At 69.9% G+C, this 18766-nt stretch carries 16 protein-coding genes; 12 read left to right on the plus strand and 4 right to left on the minus strand.

The window, feature by feature from the left end; all coding sequences use genetic code 11:
- Positions 1-18: 18 nt before the first annotated feature.
- Both typA and ACRY_RS08960 read right to left on the minus strand, forming a co-directional pair.
- Positions 19-1851, minus strand: a complete 1833-nt coding sequence (gene typA / locus ACRY_RS08955) for a translational GTPase TypA (RefSeq protein ID WP_007422590.1) — start codon at positions 1849-1851, stop codon at positions 19-21.
- A 143-nt stretch (positions 1852-1994) separates the two neighbouring features.
- Positions 1995-2504, minus strand: coding sequence for a hypothetical protein (locus ACRY_RS08960; RefSeq protein ID WP_011942149.1), 510 nt, complete (start codon positions 2502-2504; stop codon positions 1995-1997).
- A gap of 196 nt (positions 2505-2700) precedes the next feature.
- On the opposite strand from ACRY_RS08960, the gene ACRY_RS08965 reads away from it, so the two are divergent.
- On the plus strand, positions 2701-3951 hold the full coding sequence (locus ACRY_RS08965) for an AmpG family muropeptide MFS transporter (RefSeq protein ID WP_035186692.1): 1251 nt from the start codon (positions 2701-2703) through the stop codon (positions 3949-3951).
- Positions 3952-3961: 10 nt separating this feature from the next.
- Here ACRY_RS08965 and ACRY_RS08970 read toward each other — a convergent pair whose 3' ends face one another.
- Positions 3962-5830: an ABC-F family ATP-binding cassette domain-containing protein gene (locus ACRY_RS08970; RefSeq protein ID WP_011942151.1), complete on the minus strand. Its 1869-nt coding sequence runs from the start codon at positions 5828-5830 to the stop codon at positions 3962-3964.
- A 94-nt stretch (positions 5831-5924) separates the two neighbouring features.
- Between ACRY_RS08970 and ndk the strand changes: the two genes are divergently transcribed.
- Positions 5925-6347, plus strand: a complete 423-nt coding sequence (gene ndk, locus ACRY_RS08975) for a nucleoside-diphosphate kinase (protein WP_011942152.1) — start codon at positions 5925-5927, stop codon at positions 6345-6347.
- 65 nt (positions 6348-6412) lie between these two features.
- Here the strand turns inward: ndk and ACRY_RS08980 are convergent, their stop codons facing one another.
- Positions 6413-6667 carry a YMGG-like glycine zipper-containing protein gene (locus ACRY_RS08980; protein WP_048858383.1) on the minus strand — a complete coding sequence of 85 codons (255 nt, stop codon included), beginning with the start codon at positions 6665-6667 and terminating at the stop codon, positions 6413-6415.
- Positions 6668-6942: 275 nt separating this feature from the next.
- Between ACRY_RS08980 and ACRY_RS08985 the strand changes: the two genes are divergently transcribed.
- The 10 genes from ACRY_RS08985 to ACRY_RS09030 all read left to right on the plus strand — a co-directional run bounded on the left by ACRY_RS08985 (position 6943) and on the right by ACRY_RS09030 (position 18627).
- On the plus strand, positions 6943-7983 hold the full coding sequence (locus ACRY_RS08985; protein ID WP_011942154.1) for a rod shape-determining protein: 1041 nt from the start codon (positions 6943-6945) through the stop codon (positions 7981-7983).
- A 46-nt stretch (positions 7984-8029) separates the two neighbouring features.
- Positions 8030-8908 (plus strand): universal stress protein, encoded by an 879-nt coding sequence (locus tag ACRY_RS08990; RefSeq protein ID WP_011942155.1) that lies wholly within the window; start codon positions 8030-8032, stop codon positions 8906-8908.
- A gap of 12 nt (positions 8909-8920) precedes the next feature.
- Positions 8921-9370 carry a MarR family winged helix-turn-helix transcriptional regulator gene (locus ACRY_RS08995; protein WP_007423051.1) on the plus strand — a complete coding sequence of 150 codons (450 nt, stop codon included), beginning with the start codon at positions 8921-8923 and terminating at the stop codon, positions 9368-9370.
- A gap of 80 nt (positions 9371-9450) precedes the next feature.
- Positions 9451-10158, plus strand: a complete 708-nt coding sequence (locus tag ACRY_RS09000; RefSeq protein ID WP_011942156.1) for a pirin family protein — start codon at positions 9451-9453, stop codon at positions 10156-10158.
- 219 nt (positions 10159-10377) lie between these two features.
- Positions 10378-11904, plus strand: a complete 1527-nt coding sequence (locus ACRY_RS09005; protein WP_011942157.1) for a Do family serine endopeptidase — start codon at positions 10378-10380, stop codon at positions 11902-11904.
- A gap of 156 nt (positions 11905-12060) precedes the next feature.
- A complete protein-coding gene (gene cysD / locus ACRY_RS09010) occupies positions 12061-12987 on the plus strand; it encodes a sulfate adenylyltransferase subunit CysD (RefSeq protein ID WP_011942158.1) in 927 nt (308 codons plus the stop codon).
- Complete coding sequence (cysN, locus tag ACRY_RS09015) at positions 12987-14852, plus strand: sulfate adenylyltransferase subunit CysN (protein WP_011942159.1); 1866 nt, start codon at positions 12987-12989, stop codon at positions 14850-14852. Before cysD ends, cysN begins: the two co-directional genes overlap by 1 nt.
- 74 nt (positions 14853-14926) lie before the next feature.
- Positions 14927-16036: a chorismate synthase gene (aroC, locus tag ACRY_RS09020; protein ID WP_011942160.1), complete on the plus strand. Its 1110-nt coding sequence runs from the start codon at positions 14927-14929 to the stop codon at positions 16034-16036.
- Positions 16037-16073: 37 nt separating this feature from the next.
- Positions 16074-17264 (plus strand): hypothetical protein, encoded by a 1191-nt coding sequence (locus tag ACRY_RS09025; RefSeq protein ID WP_007422033.1) that lies wholly within the window; start codon positions 16074-16076, stop codon positions 17262-17264.
- Positions 17265-17370: 106 nt separating this feature from the next.
- On the plus strand, positions 17371-18627 hold the full coding sequence (locus tag ACRY_RS09030) for an ABC transporter substrate-binding protein (protein ID WP_011942162.1): 1257 nt from the start codon (positions 17371-17373) through the stop codon (positions 18625-18627).
- The last annotated feature ends 139 nt before the right edge of the window (positions 18628-18766 follow it).

The raw sequence follows: 18766 nt of genomic DNA on the forward strand, positions 1-18766 counted from the left end.
AGGGCTACCGCCGCCGGATCAGGCGGCGTCGGACGCCCGCTCGGCCTTCTTGCGCGCGTGCGGATCGAGATGCCGCTTGCGCAGCCGCACCGCGCCCGGCGTCACCTCCACCAGCTCGTCATCCTCGATATAGGCGATCGCCTGCTCCAGGCTCATCCGGCGCGGCGGCGTCAGCAGCAGCGCGTCGTCCTTGCCCGCGGCGCGGATATTGGTGAGCTTCTTCTCCTTGATCGGGTTCACGTCGAGGTCGTTCTCCCGGCTGTGCTCGCCGATGATCATGCCCTCGTAAACCTTCTCGCCGCCGCCGATGAACAGCGTGCCGCGTTCCTGCAGGTAGAACAGCGCGTATTGCACGCTCTCGCCATCGGCATTGGCGATCAGCGCGCCGTTGCGCCGCCCCTCGATCGTCCCCTTCCACGGGCCGTAACCGATGAAATGCCGGTTCATCACGCCGGAGCCGCGCGTATCCGTCAGGAACTCGCCGTGATAGCCGATCAGCCCGCGGCTCGGGATGTGGAAGGTCAGCCGCTGCTTGTCGCCGCCCGAGGGGCGGATATCCTGCAACTCGCCCTTGCGCCGGCTCATCTTCTCGACGACGACGCCGGAATACGGCTCGTCCACGTCGATCAGCACCTCTTCCATCGGCTCCTCGCGCGCGCCCGTCTCCGGGTTGTCACGGGTCAGCACGCGCGGCCGGCCGATCGTCAGCTCGAAGCCCTCGCGGCGCATCGTCTCGATCAGCACGCCGAGCTGCAACTCGCCGCGCCCGGCCACCTCGAACGCCTCGGTCTCGGTGGAGTCGGTCACGCGGATCGCGACATTGCCCTCCGCCTCGCGGAACAGCCGGTCGCGGATCTGCCGCGACGTCACCTTCTTGCCCTCGCGCCCCGCGAGCGGGCCGTCATTGATGCGGAAGGTCATCGACAGCGTCGGCGGGTCGATCGGGATCGCCGGCAGCGCGGCGCCGATCTCCATGGCACCGATCGTATCCGGCACGGTCGCCTCCTTGAGGCCGGCCACCGCGATGATGTCCCCGGCCGAAACCTCGTCCACCGGCACGCGCTCCAGGCCGCGGAAGGCGAGCAGCTTGGTCAGCCGCCCGGTCTCCACCGCGCGCCCGTCGAAGCTGATGACGCGCACCGGCATGTTCACGGTCGCCCGCCCCTGCTCGACGCGGCCGGTCAGCACGCGGCCGAGGAAGTTGTCGCTCTCCAGGATGGTCGCGACCATGGCGAACGGCGCGTCGGCGTCGAGGCCGGGCTCGGGCACATGGCTCACGATCAGGTCGAACAGCGGCGAGAGGTTCTCGCGCGGCCCGTCCAGCGTCGGCGTCGCCCAGCCCTGGCGGCCGGAGGCATAGAGCATCGGGAAATCGAGCTGCTCGTCATTGGCGCCGAGGGCGGCGAACAGGTCGAACACCTCGTTGTGCACCTCGTCGGCGCGGGCATCCGGGCGGTCGATCTTGTTGACGACGACGATCGGCTTCAGCCCGCGCGCCAGCGCCTTGCCGACGACGAACTTGGTCTGCGGCAGCACGCCCTCGGCGGCATCGACGAGGACGACCACGCCGTCCACCATGTTCAGGATGCGCTCGACCTCGCCGCCGAAATCGGCATGGCCCGGCGTGTCGACGATATTGATCCGCACGTCGCCCCACTGCACGGCGGTGCACTTGGCGAGGATGGTGATGCCGCGCTCGCGCTCGAGGTCGTTGCGGTCGAGCGCGCGCTCGGCCACCTGCTGATGCGCGCCGAACGAGCCGGACTGCTTGAGAAGATTGTCCACGAGCGTGGTCTTGCCATGGTCGACATGGGCGATGATCGCCACGTTGCGCAGCTTGGTCTCGGTCATGATTCGGGTCTTTCGGGGTTCAACGCGGCTCCTCTACACGTTTTGCAGTGCAAAAGCGAGCTTCGTGACGCAGACGGGATATGAAGAGATGAAAAAGGGACGGCCGAAGCCGTCCCCCTGCCCGGCCAGCGCGGCCCCGGCGCCTATCGTGCCGAGGGTGCCGGCGCCGGCATCATCGGCTCGCCGCCATGCGCGGGCATTCCGCTGCCGCCCGGCGCCGGCATCGCCGAACCGCCGCCCGGCGCGGGCATCGCCGAACCGCCGCCCGGCGCGGGCATCGGCATGCCGGCGCCGGCCGGGTGGTCGATCATCGTCATCGCCCGATGGATCAGCATGCGCGCCTGCTCGTAGTCGCCGCTCTCGACGGCGCTGCGGGCCCGCCGCACCGCATCGATCGCCGGTGTGCGGATCGCTCCGTTCACGCTGCCCTGCACATAGGAGTTGGTCAGCAGGTCCGTCTCCGCCCGGCCGAGCGCGACCCGCGCCCGCGTCGCCTGATGCGCCGCGACCGCCTGCCCGGCGATGCCGAGATAGGTCCCGGCCGAGGCGTCATAGGGCACGGATCCGCCCATGCGGGTCGGGGCCGGCGCCTGCGCGAGCGCCATGCCCCCCGTCAGGGCCAGCGCAAAACCAGTCAGCAGAACGGTCTTCATGATGGTCTCCTTCCTCGAAATGCCGCCCCTGCGGCACCGCGCCGCCGCGCAGGCGCGCGACAGCGGTCCCGGGGTGCAACTTTGGGTCCGGCACGGCGCGGGGCAACCATGCCCGCGTCACCGCACGATTAAACCGTTGTCACGAATTCCCGCCCCCGGCTTGACGGCAGCCGGTGCAGCGCTGGCAATTGGCGTCATGAACCGGATTCGCGCCATCGCCCTGATCGGCCTGCTCGGCTTTTCCTCCGGCCTGCCGCTCGCCCTGTCCGGCTTCACGCTGCGGCTCTGGCTCGCCCGCGCCAACCTGCCGCTGGAGGCGATCGGCTTCACCGCCAATCTCGGCATCGCCTATTCGCTCAAGTTCCTCTGGGCGCCGGCGCTCGACCAGTTCCGCCCGCCGCGCCCCTTCCGCGCGCTCGGCCGCAGGCGCGGCTGGCTGCTGCCGATCCAGCTCTGCCTCGCCGCCGCCGTCCTCGCCCTCGCCCTCACCCGCCCGGCGCACGCCCTGGCCGCCACCCTGCTGGCCGGCGGCCTCGTCGCCTTCCTCTCGGCCAGCCAGGACATCATGATCGACACCTGGCGGATCGAGTTCTTCCCCCAGCACCTGCAGGGCGCCGCCACCGCCGGCTATGTCTGGGGCTACCGCGCGGCGATGCTGATCTCCGGCTCCGGCGTCATCGCCCTGTCCACCGTCACCGGCTGGCATGTCGCGATCCTCGCGATGGTGCCGCTCCAGCTCGTCGGCGCCGCCGCAACGCTGGCCTGCGCCGAACCCGCCCCGCCGCCGGCGCGCGGGCCGGTCTCGATCGGCGCCCGCTTCCGCGAGGCGGTCATCGCCCCGCTCGCCGATTTCCTCAGCCGCGAGGGCGCCTGGATCATCCTCGCCTTCGTCATCCTGTTCCGCCTCGGCGAGGCGCTGGCCGGGGTGATGCTCGCGCCGTATTACACCCATCTCGGCTTCGACCGCGCGACCATCGCCATCGCCAACGGCCCGCCCTCGCTGGTGGCCGTCCTCGCCGGCACGGCGCTCGGCGGCGTCGCCGTGGCCCGGCTCGGCGTCGGCCGCGCCCTGCTCACCGCCGGCGCCTTCCAGACCCTCACGCTGATTCTGTACCCGCTGCTCGGCCTCTACCCGCATCTGCCGCACATCCTGCTGGCGACCAGCGTCGCCGAGAGCTTCGCCGAAGGCATCGCCGATGCCGCCTTCATCACCTATCTCTCCGGCCTCTGCACCAAGGCCTACACCGCGACGCAATACGCCCTGCTCTCCTCGGTCGCAGCCCTCGCCCTGCGCACGATCGGCGGCTTCTCCGGCGTCCTCGCCCATGCGATGGGCTGGCTGCCCTTCTACGAATTCACCGTGATCTCGGCGCTGCCGGCGATGGCGGTGATGCTCTACATCCTGCGCCGCTATCCGCCCGCGCCGGCCGCCCTCGCCGCGGAATGAGCCGCGGCGGTCAGCCCGCCGCCGCCTCCAGCGCCGCCTCGGCCTCCAGCCAGGCCGCCTCCTTGACCTCGATCTCGCCGGCGATGGCGGCGAGGCGGATATTGATCGCCGAAATCTCCTCCGGCTTCGCCCGCGCATAGAAACCGGCATCGGCCAGCTTCGCCATCAGCGTCCGCTTCTCCGCCTCGAGCCGGCCGATCGCCGCCTCGGCGTCGCGCGCGGCCTTGCGCAGCGGCGCGGTCGCCTCGCGGGCGACGGCGCGGGCCCGCCGGTCGTCCTTCGCCGCCGGCGCCGCCTTGCGCTCGGCGGTGCCGGACGGCTTCTGGGTGATCAGCCGGCGATAGGAGTCGAGATCGTCGTCATAGGCCGCAACCCGCCCGTCCGCGACGAGCAGCAGCCGGTCGGCCACGAGGTCGAGCAGATGCGTGTCATGGGTCACCAGCACCACCGCGCCGGCGAAATCGGTGATCGCGCGCACCAGCGCCTCGCGGGCATCGATGTCGAGATGGTTGGTCGGCTCGTCGAGGATCAGCACCTGCGGCGCGTCGCGCGTGGCGAGGGCGAGCAGCAGCCGCGCCTTCTCGCCGCCGGAAAGCTGGCCGACCACCGTCTCCACCCGGTCGGCGTCGAGGCCGAACCGCGCGGCCTGGGCGCGCAGCTCCGTCACCGTCGCCTTCGGCAACGCGCGGGCGAGATGGCCGAGCGGCGTGTCCGCGAGGTCGAGATCGTCCTCCTGGTGCTGCGCGAAATAGCCGACGGTGATGCCCCTCGTGCGGAACGACGTCCCCGCCATCGGCTCCAGCCGCCCGGCCAGCGCCTTGGCCAGGGTCGACTTGCCGTTGCCATTGGCGCCGAGCAGGGCGATCCGGTCCTCCATGTCGATCCGCAGCGACACCTCGCGCAGCACCGGCTTGCCGTCATAGCCCAGCGTCGCGCGGTCGAGGGCGAGCAGCGGCGGCGAGAGCGGCCGCGGTTCCGGGAAACTGAACCGCGTCGGCGCGTCCTCGACGATCGTGTCGATCACTGGCATCCGCGCCAGCGCCTTGAGGCGGGACTGCGCCTGCCGCGCCTTGGTCGCCTGGGCGCGGAAGCGGTCGACGAAGGCCTGCATGTGGGCGCGCTGGGCGGCGATCCGCGCCGCCTCGCGGTTCTGCTGCTCGGCCCGCTCGGTGCGGATGCGGACGAATTCGGCAAAGCCGCCCGGCGTCAGCGAGATCCTGCCGCGGTCGAGATGGGCGATGGAGTCCACCGCGCGGTCGAGCAGGTCGCGGTCGTGCGAGACCATCAGCACCGCGCCGGGGAAGCGGGCGAGCCAGGTTTCCAGCCACAGCGTCGCCTCGAGATCGAGATGGTTGGTCGGCTCGTCGAGCAGCAGCAGGTCGGGGGCGGCGAACAGCGCGGCGGCAAGCGCGACGCGCATCCGCCACCCGCCCGAAAAGCTCGACATCGGCCGGTTCTGCGCCGCCTCGTCGAACCCGAGCCCGGCGAGAATCGCCCCGGCCCGCGCGGGCGCCGATTCAGCATCGATCGCGATCAGCCGCTCATGGATCGCCGCCAGCCGCTCGGGTTCGGCGCTGGCCGCCTCGGCGAGCAGCGCGCCGCGCTCGGTATCGGCGGCGAGCACCACGGCGGCGGGCGTGACCGAACCGGCCGGCGCCTCCTGCGCCACCGTGCCGAGCCGCGCGCGGCTGGCCAGGCGGATGCTGCCGCCATCCGGCGCATGGGTGCCGGCGATCAGCTTCAGAAGTGTGGATTTTCCAGCGCCGTTGCGCCCGATCAGGCCGATCTTGCGGCCGGGATCGACGACCAGCCCCGCCCCTTCCAGCAGGGCGCGGCCGGCGATGGAAAAGGACAGGTCTTCGATCCGCAACAGGCTCATGGCCGCTTGCTATCGCACAAGCCGGGACTTGCCCACCCCGGCCCGGCCCTGTAAGGGCGCGCGCGACGGCTCAACTCCAGACACGAGGCTCCCCATGGCAACCGAACGCACCCTCTCGATCATCAAGCCCGACGCCACGCGCCGCAACCTCACCGGCCGCATCAATGCGAAGTTCGAGGAAGCGGGTCTGCGCATCGTCGCCCAGAAGCGCATCCGCCTGACCAAGGACCAGGCCGAGGCGTTCTATGGCGTCCACAAGGAGCGTCCGTTCTTCGCCGGGCTGGTCAGCTTCATGACCTCGGGTCCGGTCGTCGTCCAGGTTCTGGAAGGCGACGACGCCGTGGCCCGCAACCGCGCGATCATGGGCGCGACCGACCCCAGGAAGGCCGAGGCCGGCACCATCCGCGCCGAATTCGCCGAGGACATCGAGGCGAACTCCGTCCACGGCTCCGACGCGGCGGACACCGCGGCGCAGGAAATCGCCTTCTTCTTCGCCGGCGTCGAGATCGTCGGCTGATCTGACCGGCACATGCAAAAAAGGGGGCCTCGGGCCCCCTTTTTCATGCCGCGGTCACGCGGGTCTCAGGGCGCGCGGCCGAGATTGACCTGGTTCGGATTGGTCACCGCGCCGCCGATCGCGCCCACGGCGCCGCCGATCAGCGCGCCCGTCGCCGCCGAGCCGCCCGTCGCAGCCCCCAGGATCGCACCGGTGCCCGCGCCGATCGCGCCGCCGGAGAGAGCCCGCTGGCCGGGCGTATAGCCGCAACCCGCCAGCCCCAGCGCCACCACCGAGAGCAGCACGGGAACGATTAGCACCTGTTTCGATCTCACAGTCATTTCGGGATCTCCTTGTTTTGTTTCAAGCGATATAGGGTTTCGCGTTGCGACTGCATGGCCCCCGCATGTCGGCATTGTAACGGCGACAATCGGGCGACTTCGTGGCATCGCCGCTCCGCAGCCTTGTGAACCGCGTTTACAGCCTGTAATCCGGCCCCTGCATCGACACTCCCGGAAGGGTGCGTTACCAGACCACGTTGTTGAACCATTGCTTGACTGGGAACCAGTGCCCGGGATCACACCCGAACCCGGCCTGGCCGCGCGGAAAGGATTTCATGCTCTCCAGGCTTCTCGGGCTCATGTCCGCCGACATGGCCATCGACTTGGGCACCGCCAACACGCTCGTCTACGTGAAGGGGCGCGGCATCGTTCTTGATGAACCCTCTGTGGTCGCGATCGCCGAGGTGAAGGGGCGCAAGCAGGTGCTTGCGGTCGGCGAGGAGGCCAAGCACATGCTCGGCCGCACGCCGGGCAACATCTCCGCCATCCGCCCGCTGCGCGACGGCGTGATCGCCGATTTCGAGGTGGCGGAGGAGATGATCAAGCACTTCATCCGCAAGGTGCACAACCGGCGCGGCTTCGCCTCGCCGCTGATCATCGTCTGCGTCCCCTCCGGCTCCACGGCGGTCGAGCGCCGCGCCATCCAGGAAAGTGCCGAGAGCGCCGGCGCGCGCAAGGTGCTGCTGATCGAGGAGCCGATGGCCGCGGCGATCGGCGCCGGCCTGCCGGTCACCGAGCCCTCGGGCTCGATGGTGGTCGACATTGGCGGCGGCACCACCGAGGTCGCGGTGATCTCGCTCGGCGGCATCGTCTATGCCCGCTCGGTCCGCGTCGGCGGCGACAAGATGGACGAGGCGATCATTTCCTACCTCCGCCGCGGCCACAACCTGCTGATCGGCGAATCCTCGGCCGAGAAGATCAAGCTCGACATCGGCGCCGCCTGGGCCGACCCGCTGACCGACAATGACTGGCACGAGGTGAAGGGCCGCGATCTCATCAACGGCGTCCCGCGCGAGGTCAGGGTCACCCGCGCGCAGATCGCCGAGAGCCTCGCCGAGCCGGTCGGCCAGATCGTCGAGACGGTGAAGGTCGCCCTCGAGAACACGCCGCCCGAACTCGCCGGCGACATTGTCGACAAGGGAATCGTGCTGACCGGCGGCGGCGCGCTGCTCCGCGGCCTCGACGACGTGCTGCGCGATGCCACCGGCCTGCCGGTCGTCGTCGCCGACGAGGCCCTGCAATGCGTCGCCAAGGGAACCGGCCGCGCGCTCGAGGAACTCAAGCGTCTGCGCTCCGTGCTGTCGACGATGTATTGATCGCCGGCGCCGGGGTGTGCATCGTAGCGGTCTGGAGGAACTGAACATGGCGATCCGCAAGATCCTGCTGCCCCTCGCGGGCGTCGCTTCCGCCCGTGCCGCGCTCGGCACGGCGCTGATGCTCGGGGCGCGCTGGCGGGCCCATGTCCACGCCCTTCACGTCCGCACCGACACGCGCGATGTGGCCCCTCTCGCGGGCGAAGGGCTCTCCGGCGCCATGATCGAGGAGATGATGGCGACCACCGAGAAGGAGGGCAACACCGAGGCAAGGGCGCTGTCGGCGCTGTTCGACGCCGAAACCGCGGCCCACGGCATCGCCGTCGGCGCGCCGGTGCGCGACGCCAGCGGCGCCGTCGGCCAGGCCAGTGCCTGGTTCAGCTCGATCGTCGGCCGCGAGGAGGAACTCATCGCCAGCGAGGCGCGCCTGTCCGATCTCATCGTCGTCCCGCATCCGAAATCGGCCGAGGAAGTCGCCTCCGCCGACGCGCTGCACGCCGTGCTGTTCGATTCCGGCCGCCCGGCGCTGATCGCCCCGGTCGAGCCGGCCGAGATGATCGGCTCCCGGATCGCGATCGCCTGGAACGGCACCGCGGAAAGCGCCTCGGCCGTCGCCTCCGTGCTGCCCTGGCTCTCCGGCGCGCAGCAGGTCCGCATCTTCCACTCGAACGACTATCAGCGCCAGGGTCCCGCCGCCGACCAGCTCGCCAGCTATCTCGAACTGCACGGCATCGCCGCGGACATCACCGAGTTCCGCGCCATCGACCGCAGCGCCGGCGCCGGCCTGCTCGCCGCCGTCACCGAATTCGGCGCCGACCTGCTCGCCATGGGGGCCTATTCGCATTCCCGCCTCCGCCAGCTCATCCTCGGCGGCGTGACGCGGCATGTCCTCGAGCACGCGCGGCTGGCGGTGCTGATGAACCGGTAGACAGGCGCGCGGATGTTCGGCGTCGAGGACGAGGCCACGGAAGCGGCGGTCCGGGCCTATGTGAAGCTGATGCGGGCCAGCCACGCCGTTCTCGCCCGCACGCAGGCGCGGCTGGCCGCCGCCGGCCTGACCCATGTCCAGCTCGGCGTGCTCGAGGCGCTGCTGCATCTCGGCCCCCTCACCCAGCGCGACCTCACCCGCAAGCTCCTCACCAGCCCCGGCAACCTGACCGACGTGATCGACAAGCTGGCCCGCCGCGGCCTTGTCGAGCGCGTCCAGTGCCCGGAAGACCGCCGCAGCGTCCGGGTCGTCCTCACCGCCGACGGCCGGCGCTTCATCGAGGAGTTGTTCCCCCGCCACGCCGGCGACATCGCCGCCGCGATGGGCGGGCTCGACGGCAAGGATCTCGCGGCGCTCGATGCGCTGCTGCGCCGGCTCGGCCTGGCGGCGGCCGGGGATTGAACGCCGGTCGAGACGGCCTATATCGTTCGATATCGAATAATATCACGCCTCACCGCGGTGGGTCGTGCAGGAGAAAGACGATGATCGACATCCGCCCCTTCGACTCGATCGGCCGTTTCCGCAACGAATGGCTGAACGCGCATCACCACTTCAGCTTCGGCAGCTATCGCGATCCCGCCCGCATGGGCTGGGGCGCGCTGCGCGTCTGGAACGACGACGAGGTCGCGCCGCAGACGGGCTTCGACCCGCATCCGCATCGCGACATGGAAATCGTCACCTTCATCCGCCAGGGCGCCATCACCCATCAGGACAATCTCGGCAATCGCGGCGTCACCCGCGCCGGCGACGTGCAGGTGATGCATGCGGGCACCGGCATCGTCCACGCCGAATACAATCTCGAGGACGAACCCACCCGCCTGTTCCAGATCTGGATCATGCCGGACCGCCGCGGCGTCGAACCCGGCTGGGCCACGCGCGCCTTTCCGCGCGCGGCCGGCTCGGGCCTGCTCGTGCTGGCCGGCGGCCGGGCCGGCGATGCCGAGGCCGGCGCGCTCCCCCTGCATGCGGACGCCGCCGTGCTCACCGCGCGTCTTGCGCCCGGCGAACGCGTGACCCACGAGATCGCGCCGGGCCGCGCGGCCTATCTCGTCCCCGCCACCGGCGCGGTCACCGTCAACGGGCGGGCCGCCGCCGCGCGCGACGGTGTCGCGGTGAGCGGGGAACGCGCGATCGTGATCGAGGCCGGCACGGAAGAAACGGAACTCGTCCTTGTCGATGTTCGAGAATGAAACGAGTTTCATGGGGCCGGGATAGTGCTGTTTAGGAACCGCGCTATATCCGCATACGGGCGATCGATCCATTTCGGGAACTGTCCCGCCTGCGGAATGGATACTGTATCGGATCGGCGCCCTGCCTGCTGCGACGCTCCCGGCGGCGCATCTCGCGCCCCCTCGCGGGGCGGCCCATCTCCCGCCGGCGCCGCCGGCCGAACAAGAAGGATAGACTGAATGAAACTGTTCCTCGCCCGCCGCCGGCCCGGGCAGCTCGCTGCCCTCACCGCCGTCATGCTGGCCGGCGGCACGCTTGCCGCGATTTCGCTCGACAGCGCCTTCGCCAACGACAAGGCGTTCGACGCCACGTCGAAAGTCCAGAAGGACTTCAAGCCGATCCCGAGCTTCGCCCCCCTGGTCAAGGACGTCAGCCCCGCGGTCGTCTCGGTGACCGTGCATCTCAAGGTCCAGCAGGCCGACAACACGCAGGCGCAGAACGGCATGCCGCCCGGCATGCCCTTCGCCTTCCCCTTCCCCTTTCCGCAGCCGCAGCAGCCCCAGGCCGTGGAAGCCAAGGGCTCGGGCTTCTTCATCTCGTCCGACGGCTACATCGTGACCAACAATCACGTGGTGAAGAACGCGAAGTCGGTCTTCGTCACGCTGTCCGACGGATCGAAGCTGCCGGCCAAGATCGTCGGCACCGACCCGAGCACCGATCTCGCGGTGCTCAAGGTCAAGCGCGACAAGCCCTTCCCCTACCTGCAGCTCGGCGACTCGGCGAAGGTCGTGCCCGGCCAGTGGGTGATCGCGATCGGCAACCCGTTCGGCCTCGCCGAAACGGTGACGACCGGCGTCGTCTCCGCCCTCGGCCGCGACATCGGCGACGGCCAGTACGACAGCTTCATCCAGATCGACGCGCCGATCAACGAGGGCAATTCCGGCGGCCCGCTGCTCAACCAGCGCGGCGAGGTCATCGGCGTGAACACCGCGATCCTCACGCCGTCCGGCGGCTCGGTCGGGATCGGCTTCTCGATCCCCTCCGACATGGTCAGGCGGATCGCCGACGAGCTGATCAAGTCCGGCCACGTCACCCGCGGCTTCATCGGCGTGCAGGTGCAGACGATCACGCCGGAAATGGCCCAGGCCATGGGCGTTCCCGTGCATGACGGCCGCGCCGACGGCGCGCTGATCGCCGAGACCATGCCGAACGGGCCGGCGGCCAAGGCCGGCCTGAAGCCCGGCGACATCATCACCAAGGTCGATGGCAAGATGGTGCGCGACCCGCGCGAACTCGCCCTCGCCATCTCCGGCATCAAGCCGGACGGCAAGGCCAGCATCACCTATCTGCGCGGCGGCGCGTCGCACGAGCTGAACCTGCGCGTCGAGAAGATGCCGGCCAATGCCGAGGCGGCGTTCGCGCCGGGCGGCAGCCAGAGCGGCCCGGCCATGCACAAGCCGGAACTCGGCCTCTCCCTCGCCCCGCTGAGCGATGCCGCCCGTCAGCAGCTCAACCTGCCGGACAATGTCTCGGGCGCGCTGATCGCCCATGTCGCGCCGAACTCCCCGGCCGACGAGGCCGGGCTGCGCTCGGGTGACGTCATCGTCGGCGTCGGCAGCATGACGGTGAACAACCCCGACCAGGCGGTCGCCGCGATCCGCAAGGCCGAAGCCGCGAAGGCGAAGGCGATCGCGCTGCGGGTGATGCGCGGCAACCAGGCCCTGTTCGTCGCGGTGCCGCTGCCCAAGGAAAAGGCCGGCAAGTAAGGGCGAACCGTTTTTCCGCCCGGCCGGGCAAGCGGGGCACAGCATACTCTCCGCGGCCCGGCCGGGAACCGGTTTCTGCTCAATTCGCCTCCGGCTCTTGCGGGCCGGAGGCGTTTCTGTTTTCGAAAGGATATTCCTTACGGAAACGGGGCCGTCATGACCATGACCGACATTGCAACCGGCGCGCTCGATGCCGATCTCGCGGCGCTCGAGGCGGAAAGCATCGAGATCATCCGCGAAACCGCTTCGGGGTTCCGCAACCCGGTGATGCTCTATTCGATCGGCAAGGACAGCTCGGTGATGCTGCATCTGGCGATGAAGGCGTTCTACCCGGCGAAGCCGCCCTTCCCGCTGATGCATGTCGATACCGGCTGGAAATTCCGCGAGATGATCCGTTTCCGCGACGAAACGGTGCGGCGCCTCGGCCTCCGCCTCATCGTCCGCCACAACGCCGAGGCCGCCGCCCGCGGCGTCAACCCGTTCGACTACGGCGCCTCGACCTACACGCAGGTGATGAAGACCGAAACGCTGAAGGCCGGGCTCGACGAGCTGCAGTTCGACGCGGCCTTCGGCGGCGCCCGGCGCGACGAGGAAAAATCCCGCGCCAAGGAGCGCATCTTCTCGGTCCGCACCGCCGGCCACGGGTGGGACCCGAAGGCGCAGCGGCCGGAAATCTGGAACCTGTTCAACACCCGCCTCGCTCCCGGCCAGACCATGCGCGTCTTCCCGCTCTCCAACTGGACCGAGGCGGATATCTGGAACTACATCGCCCGCGAGAACATCCCCGTCGTGCCGCTGTATTTCGCGAAGGAGCGCCCGGTGGTCGAGCGCGGCGGCCAGCTCCTGATGGTCGATGACGACCGCCTCCCCCTCCGCCCCGGCGAGGTGCCGCAGCTGCGCAAGGTCCGCTTCCGCACGCTCGGCTGCTACCCGCTCACCGCCGCGATCGAGTCCGATGCCGAAACGCTCGAGGCGGTGCTCGCCGAAATGCGCGAATCCCGCGTCTCCGAGCGCCAGGGAAGGCTGATCGACCACGACGATGCGGCGGCGATGGAAAAGAAGAAGCGCGAGGGATATTTCTGATGAACGAGATGAGCATGACCGCCTCCCGCTCGCTGCTGCGCCTGCTGACCTGCGGCTCGGTCGATGACGGCAAGTCCACCCTGATCGGCCGGCTGCTGTTCGACACCGACAACATCCCCGACGACCAGCGCGCCGCCCTCGAACGCGATTCGCGCAAATACGGCACCGACGGCGCCAATATCGACTACGCCCTCCTCGTCGACGGGCTGGAGGCCGAGCGCGAGCAGGGCATCACGATCGACGTCGCCTACCGTTTCATGGCGACGAGGCGGCGCAAGTTCATCATCGCCGACACGCCCGGCCACGAACAGTATACCCGCAACATGGCCACCGGCGCCTCCACCGCGCAGCTCGCCATCCTGCTCGTCGACGCGAGCCAGGGCCTGCTGACCCAGACCCGCCGGCACGCCTTCATCGCCGACCTGCTCGGCATCCGCCACGTCGTCCTCGCGGTCAACAAGATCGACCTGATCGGCTTCGACCAGGCGCGCTTCGACGCCATCGCCGAGGAATTCCGCGCCCTCGCCGCGCGGTTCCATTTCGAGACGATCACCCCGATCCCGCTCTCCGCCCGCCATGGCGACAACGTCGTCCATCGCAGCGCGCGCATGCCCTGGCATGACGGCCCCACCCTGCTCGAGCATCTGGAGACCATCGAGCCCGGCGGCACCGGCGCCGGGCCGTTCCGCTTCCCCGTGCAATGGGTCAACCGGCCGGACGCCGATTTCCGCGGCTATGCCGGCACGCTCGCCGGCGGCGAGGTGAAGCCGGGCGACGAGGTGGTGGTCGCCGCCTCCGGCCAGCTCACCCGCATCGCCCGCATCGTCACCGCCGATGGCGACCGCCCCGCCGCCCGCGCCGGCGATGCCGTCACCCTCACCCTCGCCGACGAGGTCGATCTCTCCCGCGGCGACGTGCTCGCCAGTCCCGGCGCCCGGCCGGACGTCGCCGACCAGTTCGCCGCCGACCTCGTCTGGATGGCCGAGGCGCCGCTCTTCGCCGGCCGGCCCTATATCGTCAAGCTCGGCACCGCGACGGTCTCCGGCGTCGTCTCGCGCATCAAGCACAAGGTCAACGTCAACAATTTCGACGAACTCGCCGCCGATTCGCTCACGCTGAACGAGGTCGGCTCGGTCAATGTCGCCCTCGCCACCCCGGTCGCCTTCGACCCCTACACGCTGAACCCGCGCACCGGCGCCTTCATCCTGATCGACCGGATGACCAACGCCACCGTCGCCGCCGGCATGATCCGCCATCCGCTGCGCCGCGCGAGCAACATCCACCGCCAGGCGCTGACCATCGACCGCGCCGCCCGCGAGGCGCTGAACGGCCACCGCCCGGCCATCCTCTGGTTCACCGGCCTGTCCGGCTCCGGCAAGTCGACCATCGCCAACGCGCTGGAGACGAAGCTGCACCTGCTCGGCGCGCACACCTACCTGCTCGATGGCGACAATGTCCGCCACGGCCTCAACCGCGACCTCGGCTTCACCGATACCGACCGGGTGGAGAACATCCGCCGCGTCGCCGAGGTGGCGAAGCTCTTCGCCGATGCCGGCATGATCGTGCTGGTCAGCTTCATCTCGCCCTTCCGCGCCGAGCGCAACATGGCGCGCGAACTCGTTGAGCCCGGCCTGTTCCACGAGGTCTTCGTCGACACGCCGATCGAGGTCTGCCGCCAGCGCGACCCGAAAGGCCTCTACCGCAAGGCCGATGCCGGCGAGATCCGCAACTTCACCGGCATCGACAGCCCCTACGAACCGCCGGAAGCGCCCGAATTCCACCTGCGCACCACAACGGCGGACCCCGACGCGCTGGCCGAAGCGCTCCTCGCCGCGCTGCGCCCGCAACTCGGCCTCGGCCTCTGACGGCCCCGTCTCCGGCCGCCCCGCGCGGCCGGAGAACACTAGCCGAGAGCCGCCGCCGGCGCCTATAAGCCGGCATGTCGTACAACAGTTTCGGCCATCTCTTCCGCGTCACCACCTGGGGCGAAAGCCACGGCCCCGCGATCGGCTGCGTCGTCGACGGCGTGCCGCCGCGCATCCCGCTCTCGGAAGCGGACATCCAGCCCTTCCTCGACCGCCGGCGGCCCGGCCAGTCCCGCTTCACCACCCAGCGCCGCGAGCCGGACATCGTCCGCATCCTCTCCGGCGTCCATGGCGGTGTCACCACCGGCACGCCGGTCGCCCTGCAGATCGAGAACACCGACCAGCGCTCGCAGGACTACGCCAACATCGCCGACCGTTTCCGCCCCGGCCATGCCGACATCGCCTATCACTGGAAATACGGCGTCCGCGATCCGCGCGGCGGCGGCCGCTCCTCGGCGCGGGAGACGGCGACGCGCGTCGCCGCCGGCGCGATCGCCCGCAAGATCCTCGGCGAGCGCGTGCGCATCCGCGGCGCGCTGGTGCAGATGGGCCGGCACGCGATCGACCGCGCCCGCTTCGACTGGGACGAGGTGGACCGCAACGCCTTCTTCTGCCCCGACCCCGAGGCCGCGAAGGCCTGGGCCGAGGAGCTCGACGCCGTGCGCAAGGCCGGCTCCTCGCTCGGCGCCGTGGTGGAAGTCGTCGCCGAGGGCATCTCCCCCGGCCTCGGCGCGCCGGTCTACGCCAAGCTGGACGCCGATCTCGCCGCGGCGATGATGAGCATCAACGCGGTCAAGGGTGTCGAGATCGGCGACGGTTTCGCCGCCGCCGCCCTGCGCGGCGAGGAGAACGCCGACGAGATGCGGATGAACGAGGACGGCACGGTGCGCTTCCTCGCCAACCATGCCGGCGGCGTGCTCGGCGGCATCTCGACCGGCCAGCCCGTCATCGTCCGCTTCGCGGTGAAGCCGACCAGCTCGATTCTCACCCCGGTCCACAGCGTCGATTCCGATGGCGACGAGGTCGATATCCAGACCAAGGGCCGGCACGATCCCTGCGTCGGCATCCGCGCGGTGCCGGTCGGCGAGGCGATGATGGCCTGCGTTCTGGCCGACCAGCTGCTGCTGCACCGCGCCCAGTGCGGCGAAACCGGCGCCGGGCGCCTGCCGCTGGCAAAAAAGTGATAGCGGCCGGGCGTGACGTGAGGTAGACGATTTGTCCATGAACAATTCACGCGCGCCCGCCGGCATCCGGACCCAGGTCAACGCCCTGATCGAGCGTGCCGGCCGAAAATCCTGGGCGGCGCGCATCGAGCGCCTGCATGACGAGGCGGCGTCGAGCCCCCGTTACGGCCGGCTAGTCGCCCTGCGCCACGCCGCCGAATTCGCCGCGGAGAAAGTCGCGCGCGACCTGCCCCTCGCGCCGGTGGACCATGTTCTCGCCGCCCGTGTCGCGGCGCTCGAACCCCTCGCCGCCGGGCTCGACGATGCCGGGCGCGTCCGCTTCGAGGCCGCGCTCGCCGCGGCGCTGGAGGATGACGGCACGCTGATCCCGCTGCTTCACCTGCACGATACCGCCGAGCGCCACCGCGCGATGGGGTTCGAGGTCGCCTTCGCCGGGCTCGAGGACGGCGCGAGCTTCGACCTGCTGGCCACGCGCGAGGGCGCGGCGGTGGAAATCGCCTGCGACACGCTCTCCGCCGAGGCCGGCCGCCTCGTGCATCGCGCCGCCTGGATGCGGCTGATGGACCGGATCGACCCCGACCTGCAGACCTGGCTCTCCGCGCATCCCGGCCGCTACCTGCTGAAAATGACCCTCCCCCGCGGCCTGCGCGAGGCGGGGACCGACGGCACCGAGGCCCTCGCCGAACTGCACCGGCGGATCAACTTCATGCTCGCCTCGGCCAGGCGTTCGGATCACGACGAGGCCGCCGTCCTCCGGCTCGACCCGCTGATGCTCGCCGCCGCCCAGGCCAGCGAGAACGGGCTGATGAACCGCCTGCGCCACGAATTCGGCCCCGAGGCCAATCTCGCCGTCACCGGCGACGGCCAGGGCGTCTTCGTCCTCGCCGCCCGCGCCGGCAGCGAGAACGAGGTGGCGGTGGCCATGCGCAACCGCCTCGCCGCCCTCGCGCCGTCGCGGCTGACCGGCACCCGCCCCGGCATCCTCGCGATGTTCATCGAGGATACCGACCGGCTGGAATGGCGCCTCCTGCGCGAGCAGCTCGCGCTGGAGGGCGAGGCAAGGCAGTTCCTCACCTTCCCCGAGGCGAGGCCGGTCGTCGCCGTCACCTGCACCTCGCGGATCGAACTCTGCGCCGTGGACGGTGCCGATGCGCTGCGCTTCCGCAACCCGACGCATCCCGCCGGCAAGCTGCCGGCCCTCGCCCCCGCCGTGCTCTCGGTTTGCTGAACGCGCCCGGCGGGTCCGATCCTCGCCAAGGGTTGTCAAAGGGTCACCTTCGGCCCAGTCTCCCCGTGCCGGTCACCGCACCGGCCACCATAATGGGGAGAGAAACATGAGTTCTGCAACCGTGCGCCGGGTGCGGCGCAACTCCGTGGGCATCCTTGCCGTCGCCGCGCTGACGGCACTCCCGTTGCTGGCCCACGCCAAGCCGAAGCCCATCGTGGTCGGCATCACCGCCTGGCTCGGATCGATTCCCGGCCGTTCCATCGCCGATGGCGCCACCCTCGCCGCCGAGGAAATCAACGCCAAGGGCGGCGTGAACGGGCGGCCGATCAAGCTCGTCATCGAGGACAACCACAATTCCACGACGGACGCGATCCGCTCGTTCCAGCGCATGGTCAGGGAGGACCACGCGGTCGCCATCGTCGGCGACTTCACCAGCGAGGTGGGCCTGGCGCTCGAACCCTGGGCGGCGCGCATGCACGAGCCCTTCCTCATCACCGGCGCCGCGTCGAACAAGCTCACGGAATTCGTGCACGCCAACTACGCCCAGCACAAATACATCTTCGAGCCCAACCTGAATTCCGGCGAACTCGCGCAGAACATCTGCGATGCGGCGAAATCCGTCCTCGTCGGCAAGCTCCACATGAAGACCGCGGTCGTCATGAGCGAGGACGCCGCCTGGACCCTGCCGCTCGACGCCGGCTTCAACAAATGCCTGCCGAAAGCCGGGCTCAAGGTGCTGAAGGATATCCGCTTCGCGCCCAACACCTCGGACTTCACCCCGATCTACCAGCAGATCGAGGCGATGCACCCGGACGTGATCATCACCGGCTGGGCCCATGTCGGCGTGAAGCCGACCACCCAGTGGGCCGAGCAGAACGTGCCGATCCCGCTGATGGGCATCAGCTCGCAGGCAACCTCGACCACCTTCTGGAAAGCGACCAACGGGGCAACCCAGGGGGTCATCACCATCGCGCCGGCCGCCGCCGGGGTGGCGATCACGCCGAAGACGCAGCCGTTCATGAAGGCCTACCAGGCGAAATTCCACACCTCGCCGGCCTATACCGGCTTCACCACGTATGACGCGATGTACGCCCTCGCCGCCGCGATCGAACGGGCGAAATCGACCAAGGCGGGGCCGCTGGTCGCCGCCCTGGCCAAGACCGACCGCGTCGGCACCGAGGGGCCGATGCAGTTCAACGGGCCGAAGGCGCGCTTCGCCAACGGCATCGTCTATGGCAAGGGCCACGTCCGGTGGATCGACGTCCAGTGGCAGGACGGCACGCAGAAAGTCATCTGGCCGGCGGATCTCGCCAACGCGAAGCCGAAATTCCCGAGCTTCGTGAAGCTGCCGGGCTCGAAATAGCCCTTCCTCCCGGCCAGACCCGAACGGCCCGCGGCCGGAGGCCATCCTCCGGCCGCGGGTTTTTCCTGCCGCCCGGTCTGGACTTCGCGGCGCGGGGCCGCGAAACATCCGCCATCACCCAGTCCAACGGAGTATGTCG

The organism is Acidiphilium cryptum JF-5, assembly GCF_000016725.1.
Taxonomy (GTDB): Bacteria; Pseudomonadota; Alphaproteobacteria; order Acetobacterales; family Acetobacteraceae; genus Acidiphilium; species Acidiphilium multivorum.